This window comes from Actinocatenispora sera (assembly GCF_018324685.1).
Taxonomy (GTDB): Bacteria; Actinomycetota; Actinomycetes; order Mycobacteriales; family Micromonosporaceae; genus Actinocatenispora; species Actinocatenispora sera.
The window spans coordinates 4,196,328-4,213,238 of the sequence record NZ_AP023354.1; the positions used below are offsets into that span (position 1 = coordinate 4,196,328).

Sequence of the window (16,911 nt, forward strand, 5' to 3'; positions counted from 1 at the left end):
GTCAAGAACGGCCCCGGCCCACGAGCCGCGCTGACCCGCCGGCTCGGCTGGACGGGCCGACCCGCTTGAGGTCGAAGACCTGCTCGTCGGCGCCGGGGGTGGCCGGGGTCGCCGCGTCCAGGTAGGCGGTGGTCGGGCGCAGCGCCAGCAGCACGATCATCAGCACCGCGAGCACCACGATGGCGAGGCCGGTGCCGTACTGCAGGGGAGGGTAGAACGCGGGCAGCACGCCCTGGAAGTTGTCGCCCGAACCGCCGGCGAAGCCGAGCAGCTGGCCGCAGGCCGAAACCACCCAGCCGATCACGAGCCAGGTCTTGGCGTTGCGGCGCGGCCGAAGCAGCAGCCAGACCGACGCGGCGGCGACGACCAGGGCCACCGCGCCGAACACGGCGGTGATGACCGCAGCATCCCGCAGGTCTAGGCGGGGGTTGTGCGTGCCGGGGCCGACCACGATCGTCCCGATGGCGGACCGGGCGACCGGGTAGGTGACCAGCATGGCCAGCCCGGCGAGCCCGGCGACGGAGGCGGCGACCAGGGCCGCCAGCACGATGGGCGGGCGGCGCACGACGCCCCAGGGGGAGGTGGACACGCGGACACGATAGCGGAAACCGGCGCCCACCGGGGGTACCGTGTGTCGGTGACGGGATCCGTTGTGGCGAAACGGATCCCGCCAGATCATCCGGTGTGGACGGCGAGGGCGGCGGCGAACCACTCCCAGGCCGGGACCCGGGTCGGCACCGCCGGCCAGCCGTTGATGACCGCGAGCAACTGCCAGTACCGCTCGGCGCGGGCGTCGGTGCCGCCCCCGATCGAGGCGCGGATCCACGCCCGGTACTCGGGCGTGTCGGTGCGCTCGTCGTGCGCGGCGAACACGCCGACCAGCTCGGCCACCACCGGCGCCGCCGCGGCCGACGCCGGGTCGACACCGGCATCGAGCGCCGCCCCGGCCAGCGCGGCGACCCGTTCGGCCACCTCGGCCGAGGACCGGGAGTCCCGCCGGCCGGCCACCATCTGCTCGTCGGCCGAGTGCTGCTCGGCCATCTGCCTGACCCGCGCCCGGAAGTCGTTGTCGGCCAACAGATCCGCCAGTTCGATCCAGGCGTCGAGCTGCTCCGGCGTCGGATCGTCCGGCAGGTCGGGTCGAGCCCGGCGCATCAGCTGCTCGAACTGCGGGTCGACGCGCAGCCCGGCGAACACGTGGTCCAGGAACTCCTCGGAGATCCGGTGCCGCTCGGCGGCCGACGCGCGGGCGATGTCGTTCATTCGTTCCACCTCCGTGAGGTCGGGTTCGCGGACCGCGAGCGCGCGCAGCACCGAGCGGTGCAGCCGGAGGATCCGGATCTGCTGCTCCAGCGCGTCCGCGTGCGCCGCGGCGACGTCGGCGAGCGCGGCCTGCCGGTCCAGTACCCGGCGGATCGGCGCGAGGCCCAACCCCAGTTCGCGCAGGGTGCGGATCAGCGCCAGCCGGGCCGCCGCCGCCTCGTCGTACCGGCGGTACCCGGCGCTGGTGCGCCCGGCGACCGGCAGCAGGCCGAGGTCGGAGTAGTACCGGATGGTCTTGACCGGCAGCCCGGTGCGCCGCGACAACGCCCCGATGGACAGCGCCGCCGTACCGGTGCCCGGCTGGTCGTGCTCGCTCACGTCCTCGACCGTGCCCTCTCCCGTCGGTGGAGACTCCAGTGTGATCTTCGTCGTCGACGAATTGCCTGGTCGGGCCCGGGCCGGCCGGGTAGACAGTGCGCAGGTCCGGTGCGAGTGCGCTTCGGGCCCCGGCGAGAGGAGGTGTGGTGAGCGTGTCGAGTCTTCGCACCGCGCTTCCCGACATAGAGGCTGGAAGCGCACCCGGACAAGGAGCTTGTGGATGCATCCCGTAGTACGTCACATCACCGTCGACGCGGCGGACCCGTACCAGCTGGGCAGGTTCTGGTCGGCGCTGCTGGGCCGGCCGATGAGTGTCGAGGACCTGCCCGGTGACCCGGAGGCGCTGGTCGAGGCGCCGGACGGCGGCCCGGCGATCCTGTTCGTCACCGTGCCGGAGGGCAAGACGGTCAAGAACCGCGTGCACCTGGACCTGCAGCCGAGCGGCGGCCGCACCCGGGACCAGGAGGTCGACCGGGCGCTCGCGCTCGGTGCCACGCTGTTCGCCGACCACCGGCGGGAGGACGGGCGCGGCTTCGTCGTGCTCGCCGACCCGGAGGGCAACGAGTTCTGCGTGGAGCGCTCCGCGGCCGAGGTGGCCGCGACGCCCCGGCGGGACTGAGACGCCCCGGCGGGACTGACCGACCGGTTCGACCGACCGCCGGGCGGCCGGCCGGACCGCGTGACCGGGTCGGGCGGGGCGAGCGCGATCAGTCGTCCGTGCCCCGGCCGGTGGCCGGGTCGGGCGCCGGAGCGGCGCGGTGCCGGGTGGTGGTCGCCGGTCCCGGGCCGTCGGCGCCGGCGGCGAGTGCCAGCAGCAGCATGGCGTCGTGGTCCGGTGTCCCCGGCTCGGCCTGGTACGCGACGAGCCGCTGGCCGTCCGCGCGGGCAGGGGAGAGCACCTCGTAGTCCAGGCCGAAGCGGCCGACGTCCGGGTGCTCGTACTCCTTGCGGCCGGTCGCCTTGATCCGCACGTCGTAGCGGCGCCACATGGTGGCGAACTCGTCGGACTTGACGACGAGCTCGCCGACCAGTGCGGTCAGGTCGGGTGCGTCCGGGTCGGTACCGGCGACGGTGCGCAGGTGCGCGACGCTCTCCGCGGCGACCCGCTCCCACTGCGGGAACAGCGAACGTGCCGCCGGATGCAGGAACAGGTAGCGCACCGTGTTGCGCCGCTCGGCCGGCCACTCGGCCAGACCGGCGAACAGCCGCAGCGCGGGCGGGTTCGCCGCGAGGATGTCACTGGTGCGGCTCAGTACGTACGCCGGGGCCGGCAGCAGGCTGGTCAGCATCCGCCGCAGCACCGGCCGGACGGTACGCGCCGGGGTCGGCTGCGGCGCCGCCGTCGAGTGCCGGGCCGCCTGCTCGGCGAGCGCGTGCAGGTGCGCCTGCTCGTCGGTGTCCAGCCGCAGCGCCCGGGCCAGCGCGTCCAGCACCGCGGCGCTGGGCCGGGTCTCCTTGCCCTGCTCCAGCCGGATGTAGTAGTCGACGCTGACGCCGGCCACCGCGGCCAGCTCCTCGCGCCGCAGCCCGGGAGTGCGGCGCAGGCCGGGGCCCGGCGCGAGCCCGACCTCGGCCGGGGTCACCCGGGCCCGGCGGGCCCGCAGGAACTCCCCCAGCCCGGCGCGGTCCTGCGTTCGGCGACGGTTGTCGGCTGCCATACCGACCAGTCTGGCAGCGCCGCGCCGGCGGTGGGTGACCCTGCGGCACCCAGGAACGGCGTTGCTCGTCACGGTTCGCCCTGTCACCGGGCCGCGGGCCGGCGCAGAGTGGTGCCAGAACGCGGCGCTCGCCGCGATGGCAGGGTCGCGGCACCGGCCGTGACAGCAGGGAAGGACGTCCACGTGACTGCACAACCGACCCGCCAGCTCGGCACCGACGGCCCTCGGGTCCCGGTGGTCGGGCTCGGCCTGATGGGGATGAGCGAGTTCTACGGCAAGGGCGACGACGCGGCGTCCGAGCAGGTGATCAACGAGGCGCTGGACGCCGGCGTGCGGCTGCTCGACACCGCCGACATGTACGGCAGGGGGCACAACGAACGCCTGGTCGGCCGGGTGCTCGCGGACCGCCGCGACGACGCCGTGCTCGCCACGAAGTTCGCGATCGTGCGCGAGGGGGACACCCGGCGCATCGACACGTCGCCGGAGTACGTGCGGCGCGCGGTCGACGCGTCGCTGCACCGGCTCGGCATCGACCGGATCGACCTGTACTACATGCACCGCTGGGACGGCGTGACCCCGATCGAGGACACCGTCGGCGCGATGGCCGAACTGGTCGCCGCCGGCAAGGTGGCCCAGCTCGGCCTGTCCGAGATCGGCCCGGATCTGCTGCGCCGGGCGAACGCGGTGCATCCGATCGCCGCGGCGCAGATGGAGCTGTCGCTGTGGAGCCAGGACGTGCTGCACAACGGCCTGCTCGACACCGCCCGCGAGCTGGGCACCACGCTGGTGGCGTACTCGCCGCTCGGCCGCGGGTTCCTGACCGGCGCCATCGCCGGGCTGGACACCCTGGCGCCGGACGACTTCCGGCGCAGCAACCCGCGGTTCGCCGACGGTGCGCTGGACGCGAACCTGCCGCTGCTCGCCGAGGTACGCCGGGTGGCGCAGGCGCACGACGCGACGTCGGCGCAGGTCGCCCTCGCCTGGGTGCTGGCCCAGGGCGACAACGTCGTCGCGATCCCCGGTACGAAGCGGTCGAAGTACCTGCGCGACAACATCGGCGCCGCGCAGCTGCGGCTGACCGACGCCGAGCTGAGCGCGTTGACCGGCGCCTTCGACGGCAAGGCGACCGGCGAGCGCTACGTGCGGGCCGGCATGCCCAACCAGGGCTGACGCCGGCCCGACAGAGCCCGGCGGTGACCCCGGCCGACCTCAGCGGCTCGGCCGGGGTCGGCCGGCGGCCGCGGCGGTGAAGTCGGCGGCCGTGGGCGCCGCGACGGGTAGCGTGCGGGCGGACTCCGGTCGGAGACCGTCGAAGATCAGGTACAGGTAGCGCCGCCACAGGCCGGGCACCGCGGCGCCGAGGGGTGCGGCGGCCTGGGCCGCGGCGTTGAACAGCAACACGACGTCGTGCCCGGTGACGTCGGTACGGATGGCGCCCGCGTCGCGGGCCCGCCGGGTCAGCTCCTCGGCGGTCTCGGCCAGCCGGGCGCTCGCCGCCCGTACCCGGGTGTCGGTCCGCACGATCGAGGTGGCCGCCTCGCAGAACGAGCGGTCGTTGGCCTGCAACTCGATGCCGGCGGCCATGAACCGCAGCAGCGCGTCCGCCGGGTCGTCCGCGCCGCGCAGCCCGGCGCCGAGCGCGACCAGGCCGCCGATGCGGTCGGCGAAGATCTCCGCGACCAGGTCCTCCTTGGTGGGGAAGTGGTTGAACACGGTGCCTTTGGCCACGCCGGCCCGGGCCGCGATGCGGGCCATCGAGACGTCGAGTCCGTGGGCGGCGAGCTCTGCGGACGCCGCGCTCAGCACGGACTGTCGGTTGCGGGCGGCGTCGGCGCGGGGCATGCGCCCACCCTAGCGCAAGTTGACCGCGTGGTCATGTTCCGTGTTAGGGTCCGAAACAACATGACCGTGCGGTCAAGTTTCGGAGGAACAGATGAAGGCAGTGGTGGCTCACGGGTACGGCGGACCCGACGCGCTTTCCGTCGACGACGTCGCGGTGCCGCGGCCCGGCCCGGGGCAGATCCAGGTACGCATCGGGGCCACCGCGCTCAATCCCGCGGACCTGCGCACGCTCAGCGGGGTGCTCCGCGACCTGACACCGTTGCAGTTCCCGTACGTGCTGGGCAGCGACTTCGCCGGCGCGGTCACCGAACTCGGCCCCGGCGTCGACCGGTACGCGGTGGGGGAGCAGGTCTTCGGCGTCGGGCTGCCGCGCGCCACCGGCCGGATGGCCACCATGCTCGCCGATCCGCCGTCGCTGACCACCGGCACCATGGCCGAGTACGCCGTGTTCGAGGCGGACACCGCGGCGATCGCCCGGCGCCCGGCCGGGCTCGACCCGCAGCACGCCGCCACCCTGCCGATCGCCGGTCTCACCGCGCTCGCCATCCTGCGCGCCGCCGGCATCGAGCCGGTGTCCGCCGGCGACCCGGCCGGTGGTTCCGGCCCGGCCCGCCCGCGCGCCGGGCAGGACCGGACGGTACTGGTGATCGGTGCGGCCGGCGGCGTCGGCGGCGCGGTGGTGCCGCTGCTGGCGGCGGCCGGCGCGCGGGTGCTCGCCACCGGCGTCGCCGCCGACGAGGGGTACCTGCGCGCGCTCGGCGCGGCCGAGGTGATCGGCTACCGGGACGTCGACCTGGTCGCCGAGCTGCGGCGACGCCACCCGGAGGGCGTCGACGTGCTGGTCAACCTGGCGCTGCCCGGCTCGGCGCTGCCGGCCACGAGCCGGGTGCTGCGGGCCGGCGGCAGGGTGCTGAACGCGGCGTTCCCGAGCCCCGACCCGGCCGCGTTCGCCGGGATGGCGGTGCACGTCGACAACGTGTACGCCGCCGCCGGGCCGGGCGATCTGGACCTGCTCGCCCGGTACGCGGTGGACGGCACGCTGCCGTCCACCATCGGCCGGCGCTACCGGCTGTCGGAGGCGCCGCGCGCGTACGCCGACCTGGTCGGCACGCACGTGCGCGGCAAGCTCGTCGTCATGGCGTGACGGGCGCGCCGGCGGGGTCGGCGGAACGGTCGACCGGGTGCGCTCGGTCGGTCGTTTCGGCGCTGCGGGCTCGGTCGGTCGTTTCGGCGCTGCGGGCGCGGTCGGTCGTTTCGGCGCTGCGGGCTCGGTCGGCCGGGCCGGCGATGCCGGCCAGCATCATGTCGACCAGCCGCTCGGCCAGCCGTTCCTTGGGCAGGTGCGGATGCCAGCGCAGCGCGCTTTGCAGCGTCATCGGGCCGGTCAGCGCGGCGAGCGCCAGCTCGACATCCAGCTCCGGGTCGAGCTCGCCGGTGGCGATGCCGCGGCGCAGCACGTCCCGGATCACCTCGCGGCGCTTCTCCATCCAGTCCATGTACCGCTGGTAGAGGGCCGGATTGCGCTTGATCTCGGGCATCAGGCACGGCATGATCTTGCCGGCCCGGTTGTTCGCCCGGCCCACCAGCGTGAGCAGCGAGATCAGGTCGGTCCGGACCGATTCGCCCCGCGGCGTCGGGACGTCGCCCTTGAGGGCGACGATGGCGTCGGAGACCAGTGCCTCCTTGTTCGGCCAGCGGCGGTAGACGGTGGCCTTACCGACGCCGGCCCGAGCCGCGACCGCGTCCATGGAGAGCGCCTCGACCGTGGTGCCCTCGGCGATGAGATCGAGCACCGCGTCGACGATCGCCTCGTCGACGCGGGCGCTGCGCGGCCGCCCGGGCGGCCGCGCAGCGGTGCTCTCGCGCGTGCTCACGTCACTATTCTCGCCGGCTACCCGCCGTCTCGGCCACCCGGTCGGGTGCCGACCGCTGCGCGGGTACGTGCCGGTGCTGGGCGGTGTAGCGCCCGGGCAGCCAGCGCAGTACCACCACAGCGCCGAGTACCGCGACGATGGCCGAGCCGGCGGCCGCGGCGTGCATCGCGGACAGGAACGCCTGGTTGGCCGGTTCGATCAGGGCCCGGCCGGCCGGGCCCATCGCCGCGGCGACACCGTCGGTCGCCGGCAGCGACTCCGCCGCGGTGGCCCGGGCGGCGTCCGGCAGCCCGGTCAGGTGCGGGGTGATCTGACCGCGGTAGACCGAGGCCAGCACCGAGCCGAGGACCGCGACGCCGAGTGCGCCGCCGACCTGCCGGACGGTGTTGCCGATCGCCGAGCCGACGCCGGCGCGCTCCCGCGGCAGTACCGACATGATCGCCTCGGTGGCCGGTGGGGTCACGTTCGCCATCCCGACGCCCTGGACGAAGAACAGCACCTCCAGCACCCACAGCGGGGTGTCGGCGTCCAGCTGGGTGAACCCGGCGAGCGAGATCGCCACCAGCACCATGCCGATGCTGCAGACCAGCTTCGCCCCGCGCTGGGCGACCAGCCGGGAGCTCAGCGGCGCGAACACCACCTGGGCGGCGGCGAACGGCAGCATCAGCAGGCCGGCCTCGAGCGGTGTGAAGCCGCGGACGTTCTGGATGTAGAACACCGAGAAGAAGAACGTGCCCATCGCGGCGAAGAACATCAGGCCGGTGGCGCCGACCGCGGCGGAGAACCGCGGGTCGCGGAACAGCTTGACGTCCAGCGCCGGGTAACTGATCCGGCGTTCGTACGCGATGAAGGCGGCGAGGATCAGCACGCCGGCGGCGAGCGGACCCCAGACCGTCGGGCTGCCCCAGTCGCCGTGGTCACCGCCGTGCACCACGCCGTACACCAGGGCGACGAGGCCGACGATGGACATCAGCACGCCGATGATGTCGATCTTGCCCGGGTTCGGGTTGCGCGACTCCGGTACCAGCGTCACGATCGCGACCAGGCCGAGAGCCACGATCGGCACGTTGATCAGGAAGACCGAGCCCCACCAGAAGTGCTCCAGCAGGAAGCCGCCCAGGATCGGGCCGATCGCGATGGCGAGGCCGACCGAGCCACCCCAGATGCCGATGGCACGGGCGCGCTCGCGCGGATCGAACACGTTGGAGATGATCGACAGCGTCGCCGGCATGACGGCGGCGCCACCGAGACCCATCAGCGCTCGGGCGGCGATCAGCGCGCCGGGCGACGTCGCGTACGCCGAGACCAGCGACGCGAGGCCGAAGACCACCAGGCCGGCGATGAGGATGCGGCGCCGGCCGTGCCGGTCGCCGAGGATACCGAAGCTGAACAGCAGCCCGGCGAAGACGAGGGTGTAGGCGTTGATGGCCCACTCCAGCTGGCTCTGGGAGGCGCCCAGGCCGGCCTTGGGGTCGGCGATGACCTTCATCGCCACGTTCAGGACCGTGTTGTCGAGGACGACCACCAGCAGGCTGACGACCATGACCCCGAGGATCAGCCAGCGGCGGGGGTGCCCACTGTTCTCGGCCGTGTCCATGTCACTCCGATTCAGATACGAGACTGTGTCGTAACGAAATTAGACCGCCGAGCCAGATTACGAAACTGGTTTGTCTCGTAACCCACACCTGCGCCGGCGCGGGAATAGCCGTTCGGTCGATGCGTGACGACTATGTCGGCATTGACATACAGGTGTCGGCTGGACCATGCTGATCCGGTCGCGAGGTGCGATGTCCGTCGGGCGACGACGAGGGGGCGCACATGACCGCCGACAGACCTGGACGATGGCGCCGCGGCACCGGACACGCCGCGGTACTGGTGGCCGCCGCGCTGGTGGTGGCCGTCACTCCGGCGAGCGCCGCGCCGCCCGGACACCTGCCCGGCGCCAACGGTGGTGGCACCCCCGGCGCGGCCGGCATCGGCGACCCGCTGTTCCCGGACGAGGGCAATGGCGGCTTCGACGTCACGCACTACGACCTCGCGATGCGCTACCGGCCGGACGACCGTACGGTGACCGCCCGCGCCACCGTGTCCGCCCGCGCGACGCAGTCGCTGTCCCGGTTCGACCTGGACTTCGACGGCAACACGGTCACCGGCCTGACCGTCGACGGCCGGGCGGCCGGCTACCGGCGGGACGGCGACGAGCTGGTCGTCACCCCGGCCCGCTCGCTGCACCGCGGTCACCGCTTCCGGGTCACCGTCGACTACCGGGCCGACCCGGCCGCCACCCACCACTGCGCGCCGCCGAACAGCCCGATCACCTCGGGCTGGCTGCCCACCAGCGACGGGTTCGTCACCGCCGGCCAACCCAGCTGCGCCCGGTCGGTGTTTCCCGGCAGCGACCATCCCAGCGACAAGGCCGGCTACACGTTCCGGGTGACCGCGCCCGACGGGCTGACCGCCGTCGCCAACGGCGTGCCCGCCGGGCGCCACGAGCACGGCGGCGAGACCACCTGGACCTACCAGCAGCGGGTACCGATGGCCACCGAGCTGGTGCAGGTCGCGGTCGGCCACTACACGGTGCAGACCGCGCCCGGTCCGGACCACACCACGATCCGCAACGTGGTGCCGACCTCGATGGCCGGCACGCTGGGCAACGACCTGGCCGTGACCGGGCCGCAGCTGGCCTGGATGCGGCAACAGGCCGGCAGCTACCCGTTCGCCACCTACGGCGTGCTCGCGGCGCCGGCGAACTTCCGCTTCGCGCTGGAGTGCCAGACGCTGACGCTCACCTCGGCCGGGATGTTCGGTGCGCTGCCGCAGTCGTACTGGTCGCCGGTGCTCGCGCACGAGCTCGCCCACCAGTGGTACGGCGACTCGGTGGCCCCGGCGCGCTGGGCGGACGTCTGGCTCAACGAGGGCCATGCCAGTTACTACGAGGCGAGCTGGGCCGATCGCGAGGGCTACGCGAGCTTCGTCGACCGGATGCACACCGCGTACACGAAGGGCGACACCTGGCGCAGCCAGTACGGGCCCATCGCGCAACCGTCGGCGGCCAACCTGTTCAACGACAACGTGTACGACGGTGGCGCACTGGTGCTCTACGCGCTGCGGGAGAAGGTCGGCGCGGCCCGGTTCACCGCGATCGAACGCGCCTGGGCCGCCCGGTACGCCGGCGGCACCGGCAGCACCCGGCAGTTCATCGCGCTGGCCAGCTCGGTCGCGCACCGCGACCTGCACGGCTTCCTGACCGCCTGGCTGTACGGCACGCACACCCCGCCGATGCCCGGGCACCCGGACTGGACGACCGACCCGGTCGGCTGAGCCGGCCGCCGGAACCGACCGACCCGGGCCGGCTTGCCGGCAGGTGACACGGCCGGCGCTGCTGGCAGGCAGGATGTGGCGGGTGAACACGCTGGGATTCGCGATCCTCGGTCTGCTCGCCCGCCGCCCGCTCAGCGGCTACCGGGTGGCGCAGCTGATGCGGGAGCCGATCGGCTTCTTCTGGAACGCCGGTCACGCGCAGATCCACGGAACGCTGCGCAAGCTGGTCGAGGCGGGCTGGGCCGAGTACCGCACCGAGCCGGGCCCGGGGCCGCACGACAAGAAGCTGTACTCGGCGACCCCGGCCGGCCGGGCCGCGCTCGCCGAGTGGGCGGCGAGCCCGCTGCCGGCCCCGCAGCCGCACGACGAGCTGCTGCTGCGGGTGTACAACGGCTGGCTCGCCGATCCGGCGGCGCTGCGCGAGATGCTCACCGCCGAGCTCGAGCGGCGCGAGGCGTCGCTGGCGCACTACCTGGCGGTGCAGGCGGAGTTCGAGGCGGACGGCACGCCGGAAGACCCGACCAGCCAGCGGTTCGTCGACTACGCCACGGTGCTCAACGGCATCGGCTCCGAGCGGTACGTACTCGACTGGCTGCGCTGGCTGATCGGGCGGCTTCCGGACTGACCGGGACGGGTTGGTCGCTCCCGCGCCGACCACTGTCCACAAGGGATGGTTCCGCACCTTTCCGGGTGCCCTTACACTCCGGGCCATGCAAGATCCATTGACCGGCGTGGCGCTGGGTATCGACTACGGAACGTCGAACACCGTCGCCGTGCTGCGCTGGCCGGACGGCCGGGTTCGGCCGGTGCTGTTCGACGGCTCCCCGCTGCTGCCCTCCGCGGTGTACCGGGAGGCCGACGGCACGCTGCTCGCCGGCCGGGACGCCGTGCACAGCGCCCGGCTGGACCCGGCCCGCTACGAGCCGTCCCCGAAGAGCCGCGCCGCCGACGGCACGCTGCTGCTGGGCGACACCGAGGTACCGGTCGCCGAGGCGGTGGCGGCCACGCTGCGGCTGGTCGCCGGCGAGTCCCGGCGTTCGGCCGGCACGACCCCGGACCGGCTGATCCTCACCTACCCGGCCGCGTGGGCGGCGCCGCGCCGCGGGGTGTTGCACGAGGCCGCATCGCTGGCCGAGCTACCCGCGCCCCGGTTGGTCCCCGAGCCGGTCGCCGCCGCCGCGTACTTCACCTCGGTCCTGGGGCACCGGCTCGGACCGGGCCAGCAACTCGTCGTGTACGACCTGGGCGCCGGCACGTTCGACGTCTCGGCGGTGCGCCGCACCCCGGACGGCTACGAGGTGGTGGACGTGGACGGGCTCGCCACCCTCGGCGGGCTGGACCTGGACGAGGTGGTGGTGCAGCGGGTCGGCGCCGCCGTCTCGGCCGGCGATCCGGAGCTGTGGCGCCGGCTGACCGATCCGGCCAGCGCCGCCGACCGGCGCGCCTTCCGGACGCTGTGGGACGACGCCCGGGCGGCCAAGGAGATGCTGTCCCGGCGCAGCTCCGCCGGCCTGTTCGTGCCGCTGTTCGACCGGGACGTGCAGATCGCCCGGGAGGAGTTCGAGGCCGCGGCCGGCCCGAAGCTCGCCCAGGCGGCCGAGCTGACCGCCCGGCTGATCGAGCGGGTCGGCATCGGCCGCGCCGACCTGGCCGGGATCTTCCTGGTCGGCGGCTCGTCCCGGGTACCGCTGGCCGCCACCACCGTGCACCGCGCCACCCGGGTCGCCCCGGATGCCCTGGACCAGCCCGAAACCGTCGTCGCCGAAGGCGCCCTGCGCACCACCGCCGCCCGGCCCGAAGCCGACGCCGCCTGGCCGGAGGCCGACCGGGCCGCCTCGCCGGAGGCCGACCGCGGCGCCTGGCCGGGAGCCGACCGCGCCGCCCGTCCGGGGCCGGTCGTGGTGGCCGGTGACGGTGCCGCGGTGCCGGACACCGACGCGGTCGCGCCGTCCGGTGCGACGGCGGTACCGGCCGAGCACCCGCGGCGCGCCGTCGGCCCCGCGGCGACTGAGCCCCGGACGGATCCGGCCGCCGCGTTGCGGCTCGCCGGTGCAGCCGAGTCGACCGGGGTCGGTTCGGTCGCGACGGTCGGCACCCCGCCGAACACCGGGCGGACGGACGCGGCAGAGGACGTGCGGCTGCGGTGGCCGGCCTGGCGCTTCTACGCCGGCGCGATCGCGACCGCGCTCGGCATGCGGCTGTTGGAGCCACGGTTCGTGCTTCCGCTGTGGGTGCTCTACACGGCCACGTTCGGGGGTGTGCTGTCGCTGGCCGTCGCCGCCGCCGTGCGGTGGGTCCGGCCGTGGCTTCGCTGGCGCCCGCCGCCGGGTACCCCGAGGCCGGCGCGTGCGCAGCTGGTCGCCGGCGCGGTCGTGCTCTCGCTGTTCGGTGCGACCGGATCGCTCGCCACCGGGCTCCTGCTGCCGCTGCTGCGCCACGGGGTGCCGCCCTTCGTGGAGGATCCGGTGAGCACGGTGATCTGGCTGGGGTCGGCGGCGTTCGCGGCCGGCGCGATCGCGCTGGTGCAGCGGACGGTGGCGAACCTGCCGGCCGGGCCGGGTCGGCGGGCGTCGCGGCTGCCCGGGTGGGCGGGTCTGGGTTGGGCGCTGCTGCTCGGCACGATCCTGGAGCTGGCGTACCGCACGGACGACGGGTTCCCGCTTCCGGTCGAGATCGTGCTGATCCTGGCGGTGGTCGTTGCCGTGACGGTGCGGTTCGCCCGTCGGATGGGCGGCGACCCCTTCGCCCCCGAAGCCTCGGTACGACGATCGCCGGAGGGGCGCTGTTGGCGGTGTTCGGTACGGCGGCGGCGCTGTCCGGCGGGTTGCTGGCGGAGCAGATCCTGACCGGACTGATCAGTTACCGCCTGTGGGGGGAGCCGGTGCTGATCGTGCCGGTGACCGTGCCGGTGGCGGCCCTGGCGGTGTGGCTGGTCCGGCGCGGCGCCACCCCGGTCGCCGGCGGGCGCTGATCGCGCTGCCACGCCAGCGCGGCGCCCCGGTCGGTCGACCCGGGCGCCGCGCGACGTCGCGGCGTGGCTCAGGCGGGAAGGCTCGCCACGCCCCGAGGCTGGAAGCGCTTCCCGGTGACCTTCTCGCTGTAGCCGGTGCGGTCCAGGTACGGCGTGATGCCGCCCAGGTGGAACGGCCAGCCGGCGCCGAGGATCATGCACAGGTCGAGGTCGGCCGCCTCGGCGACGACACCCTCGTCCAGCATCAGCCGCGCCTCCTGGGCGAGCGCGGACAGGGCCCGGTCGCGTACCTGCTCGGCGGTCAGCACGGTGTCGCCGACCTTCAGCAGCTTGGCGAGATCCGGGTCGACCGACTGCCGCCCCTGCTCGTCCCACACGTACACGCCCGGCTTGCCGGCCTCGATCAGCCGGGCCAGGTTGTCCGACACCTTGAACCGGTCCGGGTACGCCGCGTGCAGCGTCTCGGAGACGTGGTGGGCGACCGGCATCCCGACGAACTGCAGCAGCACGAACGGGCTCATCGGCAGCCCGAGCGGCTCCAGCGCGGAGTCCGCCACCTCGACCGGGGTGCCCTCGTCCACGGTGGAGAACACCTCGCCGAGGAACCGGGTCAGCAGCCGGTTCACCACGAACGCCGGCGAGTCGGTGCACAGCACCGAGTTCTTCTTCAGCTGCTTGCTGACCGCGAAGGCGGTGGCCAGGGTCGCGTCGTCGGTGGTCTCGCCGCGGACGATCTCCAGCAGCGGCAGCACCGCCACCGGGTTGAAGAAGTGGAACCCGACGACCCGTTCCGGGTGCTTGAGGTCCGCGGCCATCTCGGTGATCGACAGCGACGAGGTGTTGGTGGCGAGGATCGCATCGGACTCGATCACCGATTCGATCTCGCTGAACAGCGCCTTCTTCACCGCCATGTCCTCGAACACGGCCTCGATCAGGAAGTCCGCGTCGGCGAACACCGACTTGTCGATCGAGCCGGTCACCGACGCCTTCAGCCGGTTCGCCTTGTCGGCGCTGATCCGGCCCTTGCCGAGCAGCTTGTCGACCTCGGTGTGCACGTACGCCACGCCCTTGTCGACCCGGGACTGGTCCAGGTCGGTGAGCACCACCGGCACCTCCAGCCGGCGGGCGAACAGCAGCGCGAGCTGGCTTGCCATCAGTCCGGCGCCGAGCACGCCGACCTTGGTCACCGGGCGGGCCAGCGACTTGTCCGGGGCACCGGCCGGCCGCTTCGCGCGCCGCTGCACCAGATCGAACGAGTACAGCCCGGCGCGGAACTCCTCGCTCATCAGCAGGTCGGCGTTGACCTCGTCCTCGGCCGCGGTGCCCTCGGCGAACGGCGCCGTCTCCGCCTTCGCCATCAGCTCCAGCGCCCGGTACGGCGCGGGTGCGCCGCCGTGCAGCCGCACGTCGGCGATCGCCCTGCCCTGGGCCAGCGCCGCCGCCCACGCCTCGCCGCGCTCGATCTCGCGCCGCTGCACCTGCGTCTGCCCGGCGACCACCGAGACGGCCCAGTCCAGCGACCGCTCGATGAAGTCGGCCGGCTCCAGCAGCAGGTCGGCGATGCCCAGCTGGTACGCCTGCTTGGCGCGCAGCATCCTGTTCTGGTTGAGCGGGTTCTCGATGATCACCTTGACCGCGTTGTCGGCGCCGATCAGGTTGGCCAGCAGCTGGGTGCCGCCCCAGGCCGGCACGATGCCGAGGAAGCACTCCGGGAACGCGATCGCCGGTACGCCCGACGACAGCGTGCGGTAGTCGCAGTGCAGCGCGAGCTCCAGCCCGCCGCCCATCGTCGCGCCGTTGACGAACGCGAACGTCGGGATCGCCGAGTCGCGGAACCGGGCGAACACCCGGTGGCCGTAGTTGGTGATCAGCTTGGCCTGCTCGCGGTCGCGCAGCAGGTGCATGCCGGTCACGTCGGCGCCGACGCAGAAGATGAACGGCTTGCCGGTCACCGCGATCAGCCGCACCGCGGGGGAGTGCGCCTCGATCTCGTCCATCGCGGCCTCGAGGTTGGCCAGGCCGGCCGGGCCGAGCGAGGTCGGCTTCTTGTGGTCGAACCCGTTGTCCAGCGTGATCAGCGCGGCCTCGCCGGACAGTGCCGGCACCGGCACGTAGCGCACGTGCGCCGAGGTCACGACCTCGTTGTCGAACACCGGAATGTCGCTCACTTGTTGCCCTCCCAAGCCGGGTTCTCCCAGATGACCGAGCCGCCCATGCCGATGCCGATGCACATCGCGGTCAGCCCGTAGCGCACCTCGGGGTGCTCGGCGAACTGGCGCGCCAGCTGGGTCATCAGCCGTACCCCGGAGGACGCGAGCGGGTGGCCCAGCGCGATCGCGCCGCCCCACTGGTTGACCCGCGGGTCGTCGTCGGCGACACCGAAGTGGTCGAGGAACGCGAGCACCTGCACCGCGAACGCCTCGTTCAGCTCGAACAGGCCGATGTCGTCGATGGACAGCCCGGCAAGCCGCAGCGCCTTCTCGGTCGACGGGATCGGCCCGACGCCCATCACCTCCGGCTCGACGCCGGCGAACCCGTAGCTGACCAGCCGCATCGCGGCTGGCAGCCCCAGCTCGGCGGCGACCTCCTCGGCCGCGACGATCGAGCAGGTCGCGCCGTCGTTGAGGCCCGCCGCGTTGCCCGCGGTGACCCGGCCGTGCGGTCGGAACGGGGTCTTGAGCCCGGCGAGCTTCTCCAGGCTGGTGTCGCGCGGTGCCTCGTCGCTGGTGGCGACGCCCCAGCCCTGCTCGACCGAGCGGGTGGCCATCGTGACCAGGTCGGGCTGCAGCTTGCCCTCGGCGTACGCCTTGGCCACCTTCTGCTGGCTGGCCAGCGCGAACGCGTCCGCGCGCTGCTTGGTGATGCCCGGCAGCCGGTCGTGCAGGTTCTCCGCGGTGGCGCCCATGATCAGCGCGGACGGGTCGACCAGCTTCTCGGCGATGATCCGCGGGTTCGGGTCGACGCCCTCGCCCATCGGGTGCCGGCCCATGTGCTCCACCCCGCCGGCGAGCGCCACGTCGTACGCGCCGAACGCGATGCCGGAGGCGACCGTGGTCACCGCGGTCATCGCGCCCGCGCACATCCGGTCGATCGCGTACCCGGGGACGGTCTTGGGCAGGCCGGCCAACAGCGCCGCGGTGCGGCCGATGGTCAGGCCCTGGTCTCCGATCTGGGTGGTCGCCGCGATGGCGACCTCGTCGATGCGCTCGGGCGGCAGTTCCGGGTGGCGGCGGATCAGTTCGCGGATGCACCGGATGACCAGGTCATCGGCGCGGGTCTCCGCGTACATGCCACCCGCCTTGCCGAACGGGGTGCGCACGCCGTCGACGAAGACGACGTCGCGGACGTTACGGGGCACGCGAGCCTCCTTGCAGGTACGGGCTTCCTACCCCGATGCTACTCGCCAGTAACGAACGATTTGCACGCAACCCCGACTGTGCAACCGGTCACAGCAATACCCGGGTTTGGCAGCGCCGACGGCCGGCGCAGGCGACCGGCGACCCGGCAGGTGAGAACGGGCCCGCCGTCGGCGGCTCGGCGCTCCGGCGGTGCGTGTGGTGTGTTGGGCTGGCAGCGGGCCAGCCGGCGACTCGGTGTCTGGCCG

15 protein-coding genes are annotated in these 16,911 nt (G+C 73.5%); 7 read left to right on the forward strand and 8 right to left on the reverse strand.

Features of this window, described 5'->3' with window-relative positions; all coding sequences use genetic code 11:
- Position 1 precedes the first annotated feature (1 nt).
- Together Asera_RS20015 and Asera_RS20020 are read right to left on the reverse strand one after the other, a co-directional pair.
- Positions 2-589, reverse strand: coding sequence for a hypothetical protein (locus Asera_RS20015; protein WP_157034631.1), 588 nt, complete (start codon positions 587-589; stop codon positions 2-4).
- Positions 590-675: 86 nt separating this feature from the next.
- The gene (locus Asera_RS20020) at positions 676-1,641 is read right to left on the reverse strand and encodes a MerR family transcriptional regulator (protein WP_244843958.1); all 966 of its coding nucleotides are present in this window, start codon (positions 1,639-1,641) and stop codon (positions 676-678) included.
- 220 nt (positions 1,642-1,861) lie between these two features.
- Between Asera_RS20020 and Asera_RS20025 the strand changes: the two genes are divergently transcribed.
- A complete protein-coding gene (locus Asera_RS20025) occupies positions 1,862-2,260 on the forward strand; it encodes a VOC family protein (protein WP_030444692.1) in 399 nt (132 codons plus the stop codon).
- A gap of 88 nt (positions 2,261-2,348) precedes the next feature.
- On the opposite strand, the gene Asera_RS20030 is transcribed toward Asera_RS20025, so the two are convergent.
- Complete coding sequence (locus Asera_RS20030) at positions 2,349-3,299, reverse strand: helix-turn-helix domain-containing protein (protein WP_035295412.1); 951 nt, start codon at positions 3,297-3,299, stop codon at positions 2,349-2,351.
- A 183-nt stretch (positions 3,300-3,482) separates the two neighbouring features.
- On the opposite strand from Asera_RS20030, the gene Asera_RS20035 reads away from it, so the two are divergent.
- Entirely contained in the window at positions 3,483-4,469 is a 987-nt protein-coding gene (locus Asera_RS20035; RefSeq protein ID WP_030444690.1) for an aldo/keto reductase, read from the forward strand.
- A 39-nt stretch (positions 4,470-4,508) separates the two neighbouring features.
- Here Asera_RS20035 and Asera_RS20040 read toward each other — a convergent pair whose 3' ends face one another.
- A complete protein-coding gene (locus tag Asera_RS20040) occupies positions 4,509-5,141 on the reverse strand; it encodes a TetR/AcrR family transcriptional regulator (protein WP_051801718.1) in 633 nt (210 codons plus the stop codon).
- Between the two features lie 91 nt (positions 5,142-5,232).
- Here Asera_RS20040 and Asera_RS20045 point away from each other — a divergent pair, with 91 nt between their 5' ends.
- On the forward strand, positions 5,233-6,285 hold the full coding sequence (locus tag Asera_RS20045; RefSeq protein ID WP_030444688.1) for an NADP-dependent oxidoreductase: 1,053 nt from the start codon (positions 5,233-5,235) through the stop codon (positions 6,283-6,285).
- On the opposite strand, the gene Asera_RS20050 is transcribed toward Asera_RS20045, so the two are convergent.
- Both Asera_RS20050 and Asera_RS20055 read right to left on the reverse strand, forming a co-directional pair.
- Positions 6,275-7,015: a TetR/AcrR family transcriptional regulator gene (locus tag Asera_RS20050; protein ID WP_084130941.1), complete on the reverse strand. Its 741-nt coding sequence runs from the start codon at positions 7,013-7,015 to the stop codon at positions 6,275-6,277. The two genes, Asera_RS20045 and Asera_RS20050, sit on opposite strands and share 11 nt — an antisense overlap.
- Positions 7,016-7,019: 4 nt before the next feature.
- The gene (locus tag Asera_RS20055; protein WP_030444686.1) at positions 7,020-8,612 is read right to left on the reverse strand and encodes an MFS transporter; all 1,593 of its coding nucleotides are present in this window, start codon (positions 8,610-8,612) and stop codon (positions 7,020-7,022) included.
- Positions 8,613-8,833: 221 nt separating this feature from the next.
- On the opposite strand from Asera_RS20055, the gene Asera_RS20060 reads away from it, so the two are divergent.
- From Asera_RS20060 to Asera_RS20075, 4 genes are all read left to right on the forward strand, one after another.
- Positions 8,834-10,336 (forward strand): M1 family metallopeptidase, encoded by a 1,503-nt coding sequence (locus tag Asera_RS20060; protein WP_030444685.1) that lies wholly within the window; start codon positions 8,834-8,836, stop codon positions 10,334-10,336.
- An 82-nt stretch (positions 10,337-10,418) separates the two neighbouring features.
- Positions 10,419-10,961, forward strand: coding sequence for a PadR family transcriptional regulator (locus tag Asera_RS20065; protein WP_169745799.1), 543 nt, complete (start codon positions 10,419-10,421; stop codon positions 10,959-10,961).
- An 85-nt stretch (positions 10,962-11,046) separates the two neighbouring features.
- Positions 11,047-13,182 carry an Hsp70 family protein gene (locus tag Asera_RS20070; protein WP_212804687.1) on the forward strand — a complete coding sequence of 712 codons (2,136 nt, stop codon included), beginning with the start codon at positions 11,047-11,049 and terminating at the stop codon, positions 13,180-13,182.
- The gene (locus Asera_RS20075) at positions 13,128-13,307 is read left to right on the forward strand and encodes a hypothetical protein (protein ID WP_212804689.1); all 180 of its coding nucleotides are present in this window, start codon (positions 13,128-13,130) and stop codon (positions 13,305-13,307) included. The genes Asera_RS20070 and Asera_RS20075 overlap by 55 nt, the downstream gene beginning before the upstream one ends.
- Before the next feature lie 68 nt (positions 13,308-13,375).
- Here the strand turns inward: Asera_RS20075 and Asera_RS20080 are convergent, their stop codons facing one another.
- Complete coding sequence (locus Asera_RS20080; protein WP_051801772.1) at positions 13,376-15,466, reverse strand: 3-hydroxyacyl-CoA dehydrogenase NAD-binding domain-containing protein; 2,091 nt, start codon at positions 15,464-15,466, stop codon at positions 13,376-13,378.
- Positions 15,467-15,471: 5 nt separating this feature from the next.
- Complete coding sequence (locus tag Asera_RS20085; RefSeq protein WP_030444681.1) at positions 15,472-16,665, reverse strand: thiolase family protein; 1,194 nt, start codon at positions 16,663-16,665, stop codon at positions 15,472-15,474.
- Positions 16,666-16,911: the final 246 nt, after the last annotated feature.

What these genes read in the sequence shown, in the direction of transcription:
- Asera_RS20025 (WP_030444692.1), top strand. Translation starts at nt 1,862, where the DNA reads ATGCATCCCGTAGTACGTCACATCACCGTCGACGCGGCGGACCCGTAC.
- Asera_RS20030 (WP_035295412.1), bottom strand. Translation starts at nt 3,299, where the DNA reads ATGGCAGCCGACAACCGTCGCCGAACGCAGGACCGCGCCGGGCTGGGG.
- Asera_RS20040 (WP_051801718.1), bottom strand. Translation starts at nt 5,141, where the DNA reads ATGCCCCGCGCCGACGCCGCCCGCAACCGACAGTCCGTGCTGAGCGCG.
- Asera_RS20045 (WP_030444688.1), top strand. Translation starts at nt 5,233, where the DNA reads ATGAAGGCAGTGGTGGCTCACGGGTACGGCGGACCCGACGCGCTTTCC.
- Asera_RS20055 (WP_030444686.1), bottom strand. Translation starts at nt 8,612, where the DNA reads ATGGACACGGCCGAGAACAGTGGGCACCCCCGCCGCTGGCTGATCCTC.
- Asera_RS20060 (WP_030444685.1), top strand. Translation starts at nt 8,834, where the DNA reads ATGACCGCCGACAGACCTGGACGATGGCGCCGCGGCACCGGACACGCC.
- Asera_RS20070 (WP_212804687.1), top strand. Translation starts at nt 11,047, where the DNA reads ATGCAAGATCCATTGACCGGCGTGGCGCTGGGTATCGACTACGGAACG.